This window comes from Thermohalobaculum xanthum (assembly GCF_016623495.1).
In the GTDB taxonomy this organism is placed as follows: Bacteria; Pseudomonadota; Alphaproteobacteria; order Rhodobacterales; family Rhodobacteraceae; genus Thermohalobaculum; species Thermohalobaculum xanthum.
The window spans coordinates 1-13,410 of sequence record NZ_JAEHHL010000017.1; the positions used below are offsets into that span (position 1 = coordinate 1).

14 protein-coding genes and 1 pseudogene are annotated in these 13,410 nt (G+C 70.3%); 8 read left to right on the plus strand and 7 right to left on the minus strand.

The features are described from left to right. The 5 genes and pseudogenes from H0I76_RS18825 to rsfS all read right to left on the minus strand — a co-directional run. Positions 1-647 (minus strand): annotated as a pseudogene (locus H0I76_RS18825) (hypothetical protein); the annotation flags it as partial. Next, a complete protein-coding gene (gpmI, locus tag H0I76_RS18830) occupies positions 644-2,179 on the minus strand; it encodes a 2,3-bisphosphoglycerate-independent phosphoglycerate mutase (RefSeq protein ID WP_200613615.1) in 1,536 nt (511 codons plus the stop codon). The gene gpmI and the pseudogene H0I76_RS18825, both read right to left, overlap by 4 nt. 37 nt (positions 2,180-2,216) lie before the next feature. Next, entirely contained in the window at positions 2,217-2,858 is a 642-nt protein-coding gene (locus H0I76_RS18835; protein ID WP_200613617.1) for a 2-hydroxychromene-2-carboxylate isomerase, read from the minus strand. A 3-nt stretch (positions 2,859-2,861) separates the two neighbouring features. Beyond that, complete coding sequence (gene rlmH / locus H0I76_RS18840) at positions 2,862-3,332, minus strand: 23S rRNA (pseudouridine(1915)-N(3))-methyltransferase RlmH (RefSeq protein WP_200613621.1); 471 nt, start codon at positions 3,330-3,332, stop codon at positions 2,862-2,864. 10 nt (positions 3,333-3,342) lie between these two features. Continuing rightward, a complete protein-coding gene (rsfS, locus tag H0I76_RS18845) occupies positions 3,343-3,747 on the minus strand; it encodes a ribosome silencing factor (protein ID WP_407704283.1) in 405 nt (134 codons plus the stop codon). Between the two features lie 415 nt (positions 3,748-4,162). Here rsfS and H0I76_RS18850 point away from each other — a divergent pair, with 415 nt between their 5' ends. Continuing rightward, the gene (locus H0I76_RS18850) at positions 4,163-4,867 is read left to right on the plus strand and encodes a GNAT family N-acetyltransferase (protein WP_200613623.1); all 705 of its coding nucleotides are present in this window, start codon (positions 4,163-4,165) and stop codon (positions 4,865-4,867) included. Positions 4,868-4,976: 109 nt separating this feature from the next. After that, positions 4,977-5,948, plus strand: a complete 972-nt coding sequence (locus H0I76_RS18855; protein WP_200613626.1) for a D-2-hydroxyacid dehydrogenase family protein — start codon at positions 4,977-4,979, stop codon at positions 5,946-5,948. Between the two features lie 7 nt (positions 5,949-5,955). Here H0I76_RS18855 and H0I76_RS18860 read toward each other — a convergent pair whose 3' ends face one another. After that, positions 5,956-8,307, minus strand: coding sequence for a hypothetical protein (locus H0I76_RS18860; RefSeq protein WP_200613628.1), 2,352 nt, complete (start codon positions 8,305-8,307; stop codon positions 5,956-5,958). 123 nt (positions 8,308-8,430) lie between these two features. Between H0I76_RS18860 and H0I76_RS18865 the strand changes: the two genes are divergently transcribed. Continuing rightward, entirely contained in the window at positions 8,431-8,703 is a 273-nt protein-coding gene (locus H0I76_RS18865) for a hypothetical protein (RefSeq protein WP_200613631.1), read from the plus strand. Between the two features lie 65 nt (positions 8,704-8,768). Here the strand turns inward: H0I76_RS18865 and H0I76_RS18870 are convergent, their stop codons facing one another. Beyond that, complete coding sequence (locus tag H0I76_RS18870; protein WP_200613633.1) at positions 8,769-9,650, minus strand: branched-chain amino acid aminotransferase; 882 nt, start codon at positions 9,648-9,650, stop codon at positions 8,769-8,771. A gap of 164 nt (positions 9,651-9,814) precedes the next feature. Between H0I76_RS18870 and H0I76_RS18875 the strand changes: the two genes are divergently transcribed. From H0I76_RS18875 to H0I76_RS18895, 5 genes are all read left to right on the plus strand, one after another. Continuing rightward, entirely contained in the window at positions 9,815-10,366 is a 552-nt protein-coding gene (locus H0I76_RS18875; protein WP_200613635.1) for a MarR family winged helix-turn-helix transcriptional regulator, read from the plus strand. Further along, positions 10,366-11,073 carry a response regulator gene (locus tag H0I76_RS18880; RefSeq protein ID WP_200613637.1) on the plus strand — a complete coding sequence of 236 codons (708 nt, stop codon included), beginning with the start codon at positions 10,366-10,368 and terminating at the stop codon, positions 11,071-11,073. Before H0I76_RS18875 ends, H0I76_RS18880 begins: the two co-directional genes overlap by 1 nt. Positions 11,074-11,282: 209 nt before the next feature. Continuing rightward, complete coding sequence (locus tag H0I76_RS18885) at positions 11,283-12,089, plus strand: peptidoglycan-binding domain-containing protein (RefSeq protein ID WP_200613639.1); 807 nt, start codon at positions 11,283-11,285, stop codon at positions 12,087-12,089. Positions 12,090-12,174: 85 nt separating this feature from the next. Further along, on the plus strand, positions 12,175-13,110 hold the full coding sequence (locus tag H0I76_RS18890; RefSeq protein WP_200613641.1) for a histone deacetylase family protein: 936 nt from the start codon (positions 12,175-12,177) through the stop codon (positions 13,108-13,110). 3 nt (positions 13,111-13,113) lie between these two features. Next, a complete protein-coding gene (locus H0I76_RS18895; protein WP_200613643.1) occupies positions 13,114-13,359 on the plus strand; it encodes an exodeoxyribonuclease VII small subunit in 246 nt (81 codons plus the stop codon). Positions 13,360-13,410: the final 51 nt, after the last annotated feature.

The window sequence follows — 13,410 nt, forward strand, 5'->3', positions numbered from 1 at the left end:
GCGAGGTCGCGCGCTCGCTCGGCCGCGGCGGCGGCCTGCGCCTCCAGCGCGCGGTTGCTGGGCGCCTTGCCGTGGTGCTCGCGCACGGCGCGCGAGGCGTCGGCGCGCAGGCGCTGCAGCTCGGCCAGCAGGGTCTCGGCCGAGCGCCTTGCCTCCTCCTCGCGCGCGCGCAACTCGGCCAGCCGGTCGAGTCGCAGCGCGAGATCGAGTCGCCGTCGGTCGAGCTCGGGCGCGATCGCCGCCATCAGGCTGGCCGCGCGGATCGCCTCGACCGGCCCGCCGGGATAGGCCAGCAGCGCCGAGCGCGGCGCGCGCGAGAGGCTGTCGAGCGCCGAGACCAGCCGCGCCGTGGCGGCGCGGTCCTCGTCCATCGCCGCGGCCAGCGCCGCCTCCTCGGTCGCGAGCGTGCGCAGGAGCAGCCGGTAGGCGCCGAGCGCCCGCTCGGCTGCGGCAGCGGCGTGCCCCAGCGCCTCGAGCTTCTCGCGCGGCGTGTCGGCCTTCTCTAGCGCGCTGCTGGCGCGGGCGAGATCGCCCTGCGCGGCCTCGACCACCGCGCCCCCCTCCGAGGCCGCGGCGCGCGGCATGCCGGGCGCCTGCGCCAGCGCCAGGGCGAGAGCAAGACCGGCTGCCGCGCCCGCCAGCCTCACGTGCCGGGCCCCGTCAGCAGCGAGCGGCCGGTCATCTCGGCGGGCTGGGCCAGTCCCATCAGCGCAAGCAGCGTCGGCGCGAGATCCGCGAGCCGCCCGCCCGCGACCAGGCCGTGCCCGCCCCCGCCGCTCTCGACCAGGACCAGCGGCACCGGGTTCGTGGTATGCGCGGTATGCGGGCCGCCGGTCTCGGGATCGACCATCACCTCGCAGTTGCCGTGATCGGCGGTCACCAGCATCGCGCCGCCGGTTTCGGCCAGCGCATCGAGAGCGGCGCCAAGCCCGCGGTCGACCGCCTCGCAGGCGGCCATCGCGGCCTCGAGGCTGCCGGTATGGCCCACCATGTCGGGGTTGGCATAGTTGACCACGATCAGGTCGTATCCCGCGCGGATGGCCCCGACGAACTGCTCGGTCACCTCGGCCGCCGCCATCTCGGGCGCCAGGTCGTATGTCCGCACCTTGGGCGAGGGCGCCATGTAGCGCTCCTCGCCGGCCTCGGGCGTCTCGATCCCGCCGTTCAAGAAGAAGGTCACGTGCGGGTATTTCTCGGTCTCGGCCAGCCGGAACTGCCGCTTGCCGTGCTTCGCGGCCCATTGCCCCAGCGTATTGACGATCTCCTGCGACGGAAACAGCACGTCCATCAACTGGTTCAGCCGATCCGAATACTCGACCATCCCCAGCGCCGCCGCAAAGCGCGGCAGGGGCGCGCGTGCGAACCCGTCGAACTCGGGATCCAGCAGTGCCATCAGGATCTCGCGCGCGCGGTCCGCGCGGAAATTGACGCAGACGACGCCGTCGCCCTCGGCCGCCGCGCCCTGGTAGCGGCCGATCACCGTCGGTTCGACGAACTCGTCGCTCTCGCCGCGCGCATAGGCAGCCTCGATCGCGGCGCGCGCGCTCTCGGCGCGGTGGCCCTGGCCGCGGGTGATCGCCGCCCAGGCCGCCTCGACCCGGTCCCAGCGCCGGTCGCGGTCCATCCCGTAGAAACGGCCGGTGACGGTCGCGATCTCGGCCGCGTCGCCCAGCTCGGCCTCGAAGGCCTCAAGCTGGCCCAGCGCCGATTTTGGCGGCACGTCGCGCCCGTCGAGGAAGAGATGCAGCTTGACCCGTAGGCCGCGACGGGCCAGCTGGCGCGCGGTCCGGGCGAAATGGTGCTGGTGCGAATGCACGCCGCCCGGGCTCATCAGCCCGATCACATGCGCGGCCCCTCCGCTCGCCTGCAGCGTCTGGGCGAAGCGGTCGAAGGCGGGGTTCTCGGCAAAGCTGCCATCGTCGATCGCCCTGTCGATCCGCGGCAGGTCCATCCAGACCACGCGGCCCGCGCCGATATTGGTGTGGCCGACTTCCGAGTTGCCCATCTGCCCGGCCGGCAGGCCGACATCCTGCCCCGAGGCCGACAGCGTCGTATGCGGGCAGTCGCGCCAGATCCGGTCGAAATTCGGCGTCGCGGCCTCGACCGGCGCGTTGGCCGGGCTGGTATCGGACAAACCCCATCCATCCAGGATGCACAGGATGACGGGCTTGCGGTCCATGGGTCGTCCTTCCTGCTCGTGGTTTCTGTCCAGCGGTCTAGACCCTCGGCCCGGGCGCATCAAGCCATGCGTCCGATTGCAGCGGATGCCGACCGGAAGCCCAGGCCAGCGCGTCCTCCAGCCGGTCGTCGCCCCAGAAAAGCTCGTCCCCGACCGTAAAGCTCGGCGCGCCGAAGATGCCGCGCGCCGCTGCCTCCTCGGTCGCGGCGCGCAGGGCGGCTTTCGTCTCCGGGGCCTCGGCCCGCGCCAGCCATCCGCCGGGCGCCGCCCCGGCTGACTCCAGCGCGCCGGTCAGCACCTCGGGTGCGGCGATGTCGGCGCCGCGCACGAAGGCCGCGGTCATCAGCGCGCCAGCGAAATCCGGCATCCAGGGCTCGGTCCGCGCGGCGGTCATGATCCGGGCGGCGCGCAGGCTGTGGCCCGGGAAGGGGTCCGGGCGGCATACCGTCTGGCCCAGCATCGCGGCACGCCGCGAAAGATCGCGCCACATATGCGCGCCCTTCGCCGGGTCGAGATTGAAGGGCGAGGTCTCCCAGCCGCGGGCGCGGAAGATCGGGCCCAGAAGGAAGGGCTGCCAGTGCACCTCGACATCCGCGTCGCGCGCCGCATCGCCGATGCGCAGCACCGTCAGCCAGGAATAGGTCGAGGCGGGGTCGAACCAGAAGCGAATGGCAGGCATCGTTCACTCCCGATGATAGGGGCTGCCCGCGAGGATCGAGACCGCGCGGTAGATCTGCTCGGCCAGCATCGCGCGGGCCAGCATGTGCGGCCAGACCATCGGGCCGAAGCTCAGCAACCGGTCGGCGCGGCCGCGCAGGCTTTCATCATGACCATCGGCGCCGCCGATAAGGAAGGCGCAATCCGACGTGCCGCTGTCGCGCAGCCGCGCCAGCATCGCCGCGAATTCGGGGCTGGTCATCGTCCGGCCGCGCTCGTCCAGCGCAATCAGGTGCGCACCCGTAGGCGCCGCATCGAGCAGCCGCACCGATTGCGCGGCGCGGTCGCGGGCCTTGCGTTCGTCGATTTCCACAAGATCGCAGGGGCCTAGCGCCATGCTGCGCCCTGCCTGCGTCGCGCGCGCCAGGTAGTCGCGCGTGAGTTCCGCCTCGGGGCCGGGACGTGCGCGCCCGACCGCGGCGATGATGACCCTCATGCGCGCGCCGTCAGATGCGGCGCGCGGTCCTGTCGGCTTCCGGCATCCACATCTTCTCGATCTGGTAGAAGCTGCGGACCTCGGGCCGGAAGACATGGACGATCACGTCGCCCGCGTCGATCAGCACCCAGTCTGCCGCCTCCTTGCCCTCGACCCGGGCGATCACGCCCGCCTCGGACTTGAGCCGTTCGATCAGTTTCTCGGCCACGGCCGCGACATGGCGCGACGAGCGGCCCGAGCAGACCACCATGTGGTCCGCGATCGACGACTTGCCGCCAAGATCGATGGTGACGATCTCCTCGGCGCTGTCCTGATCGAGCGATGAGACGATGAGGGAGAGGAGAGCCTCGCTCCCGGTTGTGTCCGTCATGCCGCCGATGGCGGTGGCGGATGGGCGAGTGCCCGCGGCACTCATGACAATCTCTGCAGTCAGAACTACCCTCCGTCGTAGGGCTGCCGGGGCCGGGATGGCCACCGTCTTACATCCCTGCAACTGGTATTCAACATAACCGTTCGACGGCGCTGCAACAAGTGTCGAGCCTGCGCAATCCGTGTCCGAAGTCAGCGACCCGGGGTTCGGTCGATTCCCAAGACATTGGTTTCCCGCGCAATTCCACCGCGCACTCGCGCGAAACCGGGGCTTCGGGCCCTGGTCATGGTTGGGGCCGGCGTGGCAAAGCTGCATCGCTTCGATCTCGCATTGGCAAAAGGCTCTCTTGAAGCGGCGCGATTTTTGCCCCACTTGCGTTTTGCAGTGCAGCAAGAGGGCGGCAAGACCCAAGACTGCGGGAGGAAGATGGACGTGACGCATCATGCGACGGAGGTCTTCCATGAATTCCACCCCGACGGCCCTCGACGGGCCCCCGATCCAGCGCCGGCGCGGTGTCTCGCGCGAACGGCCCGATAGCGCCGCCAGGGCCGAGCGCGTGCTCGCGGGCGATCGCGCCCGCCAACCACGGACGCCCGACCGGAAGGTCGATATCCGCCGGCTCGGCCCGGGCGACATGGCTTCGCTCGAGGCGCATCTGCTGCGGCTCGAGGGCCATGACCGCCGCATGCGGTTCTGCGGCGATCTCGGCGACGAGGCGGTCAGGCGCCATTGCGCCTTGATCGACTGGCCGAACACCCAGGTCCTCGGCTGCGAGGTCGACGGCGTGCTGCGCGGCGCGGTCGAGCTCTCGATCCATCCGAGGCCCTATTCCTCCGAGGCCGAGCTTGCCATGAGCCTCGAGCGGGAATTCCAGGGACAGGGGCTTGGTGCGCTGCTCATGCGCAAGGCGCTGGTGCTCGCGCGCAACCGCTATGTCAGCTCGGTCTTCATGACCTGCATGGTCGGGAACCGCCGGATGCAGAAGCTGGCGGCGAAGTTCGGCGCGATCCTCAGCATCGGCGAGGGCGAGATGGAGGGCCGCATCCTCGCGCCCTGGCCCACTTTCCTGACCATCGTCGAGGAAGCGGCGCTGGAAAGCCGCGCCTATCTGCGCGCGGCGTTCAGCCACTGGCCCCGGCCCGCTGCACGGCCTGCCTCGGCCTAACGCCGGAACCGGCCTCGGCCGCCAGACCCCGCGCGGGCGGGCTGGCGGTCTTGTGCGCAACGCGTCATACCTCGCTGCGTGACGAGACGCGGCTGAGGAGACGGGCGGCATGAAGATCGCGATTCTGGACGACTATCAGGGCGTCGCGCTGCAAAGCGCCGACTGGTCGCGGCTGACCGCGTCGGGCGCCGAGATCACCGTGTTCCGCGACACCATCACAGGCCACGACGCCCTCGCCGAGCGCCTCGCCCCCTTCGATGTCCTGGCGGTGATGCGCGAGCGCACGCCGCTCCCGGGCAGCCTGCTCGGGGCCCTGCCGAACCTGCGGCTGATCGTGACCACCGGGGCGCGCAACCTGTCGATCGACCTCGCCGCCGCGGCCGCGCGCGGCATCACCGTCTGCGGCACCGAAAGCCGCGGCACCACGACCTCCGAGATGGCGATGCTGCTGATCCTCGCGCTCTCGCGCGGGCTGGTGCGCGAGGCCAACGCGATGGCGGCGGGCGGCTGGCAGGTGGGGCTGGGGCGCGACCTTTCGGGCCTGCGGCTCGGGCTGGTCGGGCTCGGACGGCTCGGCGCGCAGGTGGCGGCGCTGGCCCGGCCCTTCGGCATGGAGATCAGCGCCTGGTCGCAAAACCTCACCGCCGCGCGCTGCGCCGAGGTCGGCGTCGAGCATGCCCCCAGCCTGCGGGACCTGCTGTCCGGCTCGGACGTCGTTTCGATCCACTTGGTGCTCTCCGAGCGCTCGCGCGGCCTGATCGGGCCCACCGAGCTTGGCTGGATGAAGCCCGACGCGCTTTTGGTGAACACCTCGCGCGGGCCGATCGCCGACAGCCGCGCGGTGATCGCCGCGCTCGAGGCCGGGCGGCTTGGCGGCGCCGCCATCGACGTCTACGACGCCGAGCCCGTGCCCGCCGCCGATCCGATCCGCGACCGCGAGCTGATCGAGGCGGGCCGCCTGCTGCTCACGCCCCATATCGGCTATGTCAGCCGCCAGACCTGGGAGATATTCTACGGCCAGACGGTCGAGGCGATCGAGGCCTGGGCCGCAGGCTCGCCGGTGCGCGTGCTGCAGCCCTGACCGACGGCTAGCGCCACCACGCGCCGACCAGGCGCCCGAGCAGCTCCTGCGTCGGCGCCGCGCGAAAGGCCGCGCGCATCTCGTCCAGTTCGTGCCCCGGCAGGTACCAGCTGAGGCTGGTGCGCGAATCAACCACGAAGGTCAGGCTCTCGACGAAGTCGGGGCGCGCCTCGGGCGGCAGGTCGGGCGCGGCCCGGTCGCGATAGTCGAGCCGGACCTGCCGCAGGCTCTGGCTGTTGCGGAAGGTCATGGTCGCGCCGCGCGCCGCCATCACCGCCTCGGCCGGCGTCGTCAGCCACTGCAGCGCGCGCCCGGCCACGCCCGGCTGGGCCGTCAGCGGCAGCGCGAAGGGAAAGGCGCGCAGCTGCAGCACGATCACGCCCGACGTGTTCGCCAGCATCCAGTCGCGGATCTCGGGCCGCGCCAGGTAGGTCGCCGCCAGGTCCACGCCGTAATTGTCGTAATAGCCCGCATCGACCACCCGCCGGTATGGCAGGGTCGGCAGCGCCGCCGCCGGGGCGACATAGGGAAAGGCCGCGTTGAGCCGCACCGCGGTCTTGAGGCGGAAGCTCTCCTGCGCCTCGGGGAACCAGTCGAAGAACTGCACCGTCTCGCCATAGGCGTCGCGCCGGACCAGGTCGAGATCGAGGTTCGAGATCATCAGCGGCTGACCCGTCTCGGTCAGCATCGGCGACAGGATCAGCGACGGGCGCCAGCCCTCGGCCTCGCCCTGCCGCAGGGCGACGAAGGGCCGGTCGAGCGTCGCCCACTGATCCTCGAGCACCGTCCCGCGGTCGGTGCGCGCCACCCCCGGCCACATCAGCCCCGGCAGATCGCGCTGCACCAGCCGCTGTGCCACGGCCGAGAGGCTGTCACGCGGGATCGGGCAGCGGGTCGCCTGCGGATAGCCGAGCGCATGCGGCCCGGCGGCGTCCTGCACCTCGAGGATGTCGGACTCGAGCCGCGCGACGACCGATGACGGCGCGGCGTCCGGCCGGGCCATCGCCGCGAAGTAGGCGCCCCCCACCATCCCGCCCGATGCGCCGGTGATCAGCCGCACGCTGGCCGTGAAGCCGGGCAGCGCGCCCGCGCGCTCCAGCGCCCCCAGCGCGTCGAGCACGATGCCGGTCCAGAACGACGCGCGGTAGGCCCCGCCCGAGGTCGCGACCAGGACCAGCTTGGGCTTGCCGGCACGCGACCCTTGCGCGGGCCGCTCGCGGACCGCGCGCAGCGCCCGCTCGATGGGGGCAGTGGCGATCCCCTCCTCTGGCGCAAGCGCCACCTCGCGCGGTGGCGCAAAGGGGCGCGGCGCCGCCCGCGCGGCCCAGGCATCGAGGGCGGCGAGTGGCGCGATCAGCCCGGGCCGGGCGCGGCGCGGATCGCTAGGCTCGGTCTGTCGGGCCGGGGCTGCTGCGCGCTGTCCGGCGCGAAAGGCCGCGACGCCATCGGGCCACAGCGGCTCGGCATAGACACGGCGCAGGTCCAGCCGGCGGCCCAGGGCGTACCGGCTCTGTCCCTGCGCATCCACGATGCCGGGGATCTCGAACTTCAGCCGGGGCTCGCGCCCCCGCAGGCGGTCGAGGCCGCCATTGGCCAGCACGATCCAGCCAAAAAGCCCCGCCAGCACAAGGGGGCGCGCCGCCTCGGGCAGAACGGCCAGCGCCGCGTAGACCAGGCTCATCAGGGTCGCCAGCGATGCCAGTGCAAGCGCGGGCAGAAGATTGGGATGGGCGAGCGCGACCGCGCAGCCCAACGCCCCGGGAACGGCCAGGGCGGCCACGCTCCACGCCCCATTCGTCCCGAACGCCGCCGCAAGTCCTGCCTCGATGCGAACCGCGCATGCCAGCGCGGCCAGCGCCATGGCCTGGCCCAGCACCGCGCCGAGCAGGCTGCGCGTCCGCTCGCCCGGCTGGTGCGTTGGACCGCCCCTGCGCGGCAGAACGGCGCAGATCAGCGCCGGTGCGGCCGAGGCCGAGGTGCAGGCCACGATCCACGGCGCGGCAGCCTTCAGCCCATCGGGGCCCTCGCCGGCGCCCAGCGCAAAGGCGAAGCCCCAGGCATGCATCATGGACAGGCAAAGTGCTGCCTGCGCCGCGATCGCCGGGCTGTAGCGCCAGATGCCGATTCCATGGGTCGCGCGGTAGCGCTTGGCGAGTTCGGGGTCCTCGCGGAAGATGTTGTGCAGGCCCACGCCCCGCCCCAACACGCCGGCCATGCCCAGCATCATGACCAGCGGCGGCAGGAACAGGGGCCAGTGGGCCGAGATCGCGCGCAGCACGGGTATTCCGGACGCCTCGAGCACCAGCAGAAGCGCCGCGCCGGCGGCGCCAGGCGCAAGGGAGGGGCTGATCGGGGGCATCGCCGAACCTCAGGGGAAGCCGATATCGGTCCGCCCGATCCTGCGCGAGGCCGGCCCGCCCCGGCGCCATAGGCGCGTGCAGGGCGCGCTCGCGCATGCCGCGGCGCAACGCCCGGCCCCCGCGTGCGCGCCGAGGGGCCGGATCTCGAAGCGCTCGGCCAGCAGATTGTCGCGCTCGATCCGTCGGCCGTGGCCGATCTGCCGCCTCTGCCCGACGATGCCTGCTGGCGGCGCGACCTGCTGCGCTACCGGAGCGGTGTCTGCCTGCGGGGGCCGCAGGAGAGGCTGTGCCGGTCATTCGAGGAGAACACGGCCAAGCGCGTCATGGCGCGTCTCGATACGGCGAAAGGCTGCCGCGGGTATGTGAAAGACAAGCTTTTCAATACGATAACTTGAATTTCACGCGTGAAAAGGCCCCCGCGCCCGGGGCGCGGGGGCCGGTTTCCAAGCGCCGGTCAGGCTCAGTGGTTGCCGCGCACCAGCTGTTCGTAGCTCGTGGCGATGTCCCGGGTCAGCGCGCCGACCTCGAAGCGGTAGGGCCCGATCTCGCCCACCGGCGTGACCTCGGCGGCGGTGCCGGTCAGCCAGCACTGCTCGAAGCCCTCGAGCTCGTCGGGCATGATGTGGCGCTCGACCACCTCGATGCCCTTGTCCTTCATCATGCCGATCACGGTCTGGCGCGTGATCCCGTTAAGGAAGCAGTCCGGCATCGGGGTGTGGACCTTGCCGTCCCTAACGAAGAACACGTTGGCGCCCGTCGCCTCGGCGACATAACCGCGGTAGTCCATCATCAGCGCGTCCGAGCAGCCCTTCGCCTCGGCCGCGTGCTTCGACATGGTGCAGATCATGTAGAGGCCGGCCGCCTTCGCGTGGCTCGGGATCGTTTCGGGGCTGGGGCGCTTCCACTTCGAGATGTCGAGCTTGGCGCCCTTCATCTTGGCGTCGCCGTAATAGGCGCCCCATTCCCAGGTCGCGACCGCCATGCGCACCGGGTTGCGCGCCGCCGCGACCCCCATGTCGGGGCCCGAGCCGCGCCACGCCAGCACGCGGACATAGGCGTCGCTCAGCCCGTTGGCCCGCATCGTGTCGGCCTTGGCCTTCTCGATCTGGTCGACCGAGTAGGGAATCGGCATGTCCATCGCGGCGCCGCTTTCCAGAAGGCGCTGCGAATGCGCCTCGGACTTGAAGATGCGCCCGCCATAGGCCCGCTCGCCCTCGAATACCGCCGAGGCATAATGCATCGCATGCGTAAGCACATGCACCTTCGCCGAGCGCCACTCGATCAGGTCGCCATCCATCCAGATGAACCCGTCGCGGTCGTCATAGGCACTGGCAGTCGCCATCTTGGTGGTCTCCTCGAGGTCCTGGCCCGCGGGCTTGCCACGGGAACGATTCTTTCGCATGAAGGCTTCAAACGAGCAGGAAATGCTCGCGCTCCTTGCGGTGTGCGTAACATTGCGCTAACAATCAGTCAATAAGGCTGACGTAAACTGTGAGGCAAAGGTTTATGAACCGGGATAGGGGTGGTCCGGGGCTTCACGGCGTGCCGGGCGGAGCGACCCAGACACCGAGCCGGCCGGAGCAGTTGCTGTTCCTGACCGACGAGCAATTGCGGCAGGGTATCGAGCTCCTGTTCTTCGCGTACCGCGATTTCACGTCGGATCCGGACGCCGTGCTCGCCGAGCGTGGCTACGGGCGCGCCCATCACCGCGCCATCCACTTCATCAAGCGCCGGCCGGGGATCACGGTCGCGGGGCTGCTCGATATCCTCGGCGTCACCAAGCAGTCGCTCAACCGCGTCCTGCGCCAGCTGATCGAGGACGATCTCGTGGTGCAGACCACCGGCCAGGCGGACAGGAGGCAGCGGCATCTCAATCTGACGCCCAAGGGCGAGGAACTGGAACGGTCGCTCTCGGCGCCGCAGCGCGAGCGGCTCAGGCGCGCCTTCTCCGAGGCCGGGCCCGATGCCGTCGCCGGCTTTCGGAAGGTCCTCGAGCGGATGATCGACGAGGGCGGCCGAGACGCGGTCCTCTCGCTGGTCGGGCGGGAGGGCCGGTGATGGAGGCGCCCGAGCAGCCGCCGCATATTCTTGTGGTCGATGACGACCAGCGGATCCGCGATCTGCTCAAGCGGTTCCTGATGCGCAACGGCTATCTCGTCACGTCGGCGCGGGACGCGGCACATGCCGAGCGGATCCTCGTCAACCTGGCGTTCGATCTCCTTGTGGTCGATGTCATGATGCCCGGCGAGGACGGCGTGAGCTTTTTGCGGCGGATGCGCGAGAACATCGACGCTCCGGTCCTGATGCTGACGGCCCGGGCCGAGACGAGCGACCGCATCGACGGGCTTGAGGCGGGCGCCGACGACTATCTCGCCAAACCCTTCGAGCCGCGCGAGCTCTTGCTCCGGATCGCCGCGATCCTGCGCCGCGCCGTGCCGCAACCCGAGGCCGAGGCGCCGCCGCGCATCCTCGCGCTCGGACCTTTCCGCTACGATATCGTGCGCGGCGAGTTGACCTGCGAAGACCAGTTGGTGCGCCTCACGACCACCGAACAGGCGTTGATGCGGGTGTTCGCGCGCCAGCCGAACGAGGCGATCACCCGCGCTCGGCTCGCGGCGGAACTGGGCGGTCAGAACGGCGAGGTCCAGGAGCGGGCGGTGGATGTCCAGATCACGCGACTCCGGCGCAAGATCGAGTCGGACCCCAAGGCGCCGCGGTATCTGCAGACCGTGCGCGGCGCAGGCTACATGCTCACGCCCGACTGACCGCTGTGGCCGTCCGCGCCAGGAGGCGCCGCCGTCGGAACGGGCGCGAGTGGGCCGACTCGTGCAACGACTTGCGGCAAAAGGCGATCGACCGGCAAGGGAGTCACCCACAGGTTGTGTCGATGGGGCCGGCCCGAGACGAGAGAAACCCGTTTCTTAGCCGTGGCCGATATCGTCCGGGCTTGATTAAAGATTCGAGAACCGGTGGAATGCGCGCCATGCGAAACATCCTCAAGAATGCGGCGATCGCGCTTGTCCTTGTCGGCCTTCCCCTCGCGGCCTGCGCGCCGGGGATGCGCGGAGAGGTTCCATCCGGGACCTCGCAACACGCGATGCCGGTGGCAGATGCGCAGTCGGGCCTTGCCAGGCTGGGTTTCAAGCCCGGGCCGGTGGACGGCATCTATGGGCCGAGAACCCGCAACGCGGTGATGGATTACCAGCGCATGCGGGGCCTTCAGGTCACGGGCCAGATCGACCAGGATTTCGCACGGAGCCTGGATGCAGAGATCGCAGCATTGCCTCGGCGCCCGGCCCCGAAGACGACCGACGTCGCCCGCGCGCCGGCGAAAGGGGATCTGCCGCAGACCGACACCAATGCGACGGGGACGATACCGGGCGAGACCACGAGCGATCCGCTCGCGCCGCCGCCTGCCGTGCCGCAGGTGCCAGACACGACATACCGCCAGTCGGACCACGACCCTTCGCTCGTGGCACTCACCGAGACGCGGTCCGAGCAACTGGCCGATGTGCGCTTCGCCGAGGTGGATCTCGACGGCGACGGCGACCTCGACGTGATCTGGAACAACACCTCGTCGCTCTATTGCGGAACGGCGGGCTGCTCGTTCGACATCTATTTCCGCGAGGGAACCGGCTGGCGTCCGGTCGCGCGGCTTCTGGCATTCGAGGTCGACGTGGCCGCGGGGCGCACGCGGGGCGTGCGGGACATCCTCGTGACCGGGCGGCGCGGCAGCGCGCTTTGGCAGTGGAATGGACGGCATTATGCCCCGGCGGCATGACGCGGCGACGTGTCGCGAGACCGGCGCGGGGCGGGGGCGCCACGGCGCATTTGCGCAGATGGTACGGGCCGTCTAGTGTCGCGCCATGAGCGTCCTTATCGTCACACATCCATCCAGCCACCAGCATGTCACGCCGCCGGGTCACCCCGAGCGCGTGGCCCGCATCGAAACCGTCGAGCGCGTGCTGCACCGCGCCGAGTTCGATGCCCTGCCGCGCCGGGAAGCCTCGGCCGCGAGCGACGACGCCCTCAAGCGCACGCACACGGACGCCTATGTCGAGGGGATCAAGCGCGCGGCGCCGACCTCGGGCTCGGTCAGCCTCGATCCCGACACGCACATGTCCCCGGGCAGCCTCGAGGCGGCACGGCGCGCGGCGGGGTCGAACATCGACGCCGTCGAGGCGGTGGTGGCGGGCAAGGCCAAGGCCGCGTTCTGCGCCGTGCGCCCCTGCGGGCATCACGCCGAGCGCGAGCGCGCGATGGGTTTCTGCCTGTTCAACAACGTCGCCGTCGGGGCCCGTCACGCGACCGATGTGCTCGGGCTCAAGAAGGTCGCGATCGTCGATTTCGACGTGCATCACGGCAACGGCACGCAGGACATCTTCTGGGATGACGGACGGGTCTTCTTCGCGTCGTCGCACCAGATGCCGCTCTATCCCGGCACAGGCGCGGCGCATGAAACCGGCGTCGGCAATATCGTCAACACGCCTCTGAGGCCTATGTCTGGCGGCAAGGACATGCGCGACGCCTACGAGCGCCAGATCCTGCCGGCGCTTCGGGCGTTCAAGCCCGAGCTGGTGATGATCTCGGCGGGCTTCGATGCCCATGTGAACGACCCGCTGGCGAACCTCAACTGGCTCGACAGCGACTTTGCCTGGGTGACGCGCGAGATCTGCAAGGCCGCGCAGGAGTGCTGCGGCGGGCGCGTGGTCTCGACGCTCGAGGGAGGGTATGATCTCGACGGGCTTGCCGAGAGCCTGAGCGCGCATCTGCACGAGTTGATCGCGCACGCGGAGGGGTGAGAGATGAGTGAGCCGAAGATCGCCGAGATGAGCTTCGAGGACGCGCTCAAGGAACTCGAGCGTGTCGTCCAGAGCCTTGAAGGCGGTCAGGTGCCGCTCGACGAGTCGATTGCCCTCTACGAGCGCGGCGAAGCCCTGCGCGCGCACTGCGAGGGAAAGTTGCGTGACGCAGAACTGAAGGTTGAGAAAATCGTCGCGAGTGCCTCGGGTGATCAGGCGAGCGGCACCGCGCCCTTCGATGCCGGGTAACGCGGCTGGCATTGTCATTTGGGGCGATTTGCGACTAGAGAGCGCGTGAGC

Coding starts and splice junctions, on each gene's coding strand:
- H0I76_RS18880 (WP_200613637.1), top strand. CDS start 10,366: ATGGAGGCGCCCGAGCAGCCGCCGCATATTCTTGTGGTCGATGACGAC.
- H0I76_RS18850 (WP_200613623.1), top strand. CDS start 4,163: ATGAATTCCACCCCGACGGCCCTCGACGGGCCCCCGATCCAGCGCCGG.
- gpmI (WP_200613615.1), bottom strand. CDS start 2,179: ATGGACCGCAAGCCCGTCATCCTGTGCATCCTGGATGGATGGGGTTTG.
- H0I76_RS18885 (WP_200613639.1), top strand. CDS start 11,283: ATGCGCGCCATGCGAAACATCCTCAAGAATGCGGCGATCGCGCTTGTC.
- H0I76_RS18860 (WP_200613628.1), bottom strand. CDS start 8,307: ATGCCCCCGATCAGCCCCTCCCTTGCGCCTGGCGCCGCCGGCGCGGCG.
- H0I76_RS18895 (WP_200613643.1), top strand. CDS start 13,114: ATGAGTGAGCCGAAGATCGCCGAGATGAGCTTCGAGGACGCGCTCAAG.
- H0I76_RS18870 (WP_200613633.1), bottom strand. CDS start 9,650: ATGGCGACTGCCAGTGCCTATGACGACCGCGACGGGTTCATCTGGATG.
- H0I76_RS18835 (WP_200613617.1), bottom strand. CDS start 2,858: ATGCCTGCCATTCGCTTCTGGTTCGACCCCGCCTCGACCTATTCCTGG.
- H0I76_RS18875 (WP_200613635.1), top strand. CDS start 9,815: ATGAACCGGGATAGGGGTGGTCCGGGGCTTCACGGCGTGCCGGGCGGA.
- rsfS (WP_407704283.1), bottom strand. CDS start 3,747: ATGAGTGCCGCGGGCACTCGCCCATCCGCCACCGCCATCGGCGGCATG.
- H0I76_RS18890 (WP_200613641.1), top strand. CDS start 12,175: ATGAGCGTCCTTATCGTCACACATCCATCCAGCCACCAGCATGTCACG.
- H0I76_RS18855 (WP_200613626.1), top strand. CDS start 4,977: ATGAAGATCGCGATTCTGGACGACTATCAGGGCGTCGCGCTGCAAAGC.
- rlmH (WP_200613621.1), bottom strand. CDS start 3,332: ATGAGGGTCATCATCGCCGCGGTCGGGCGCGCACGTCCCGGCCCCGAG.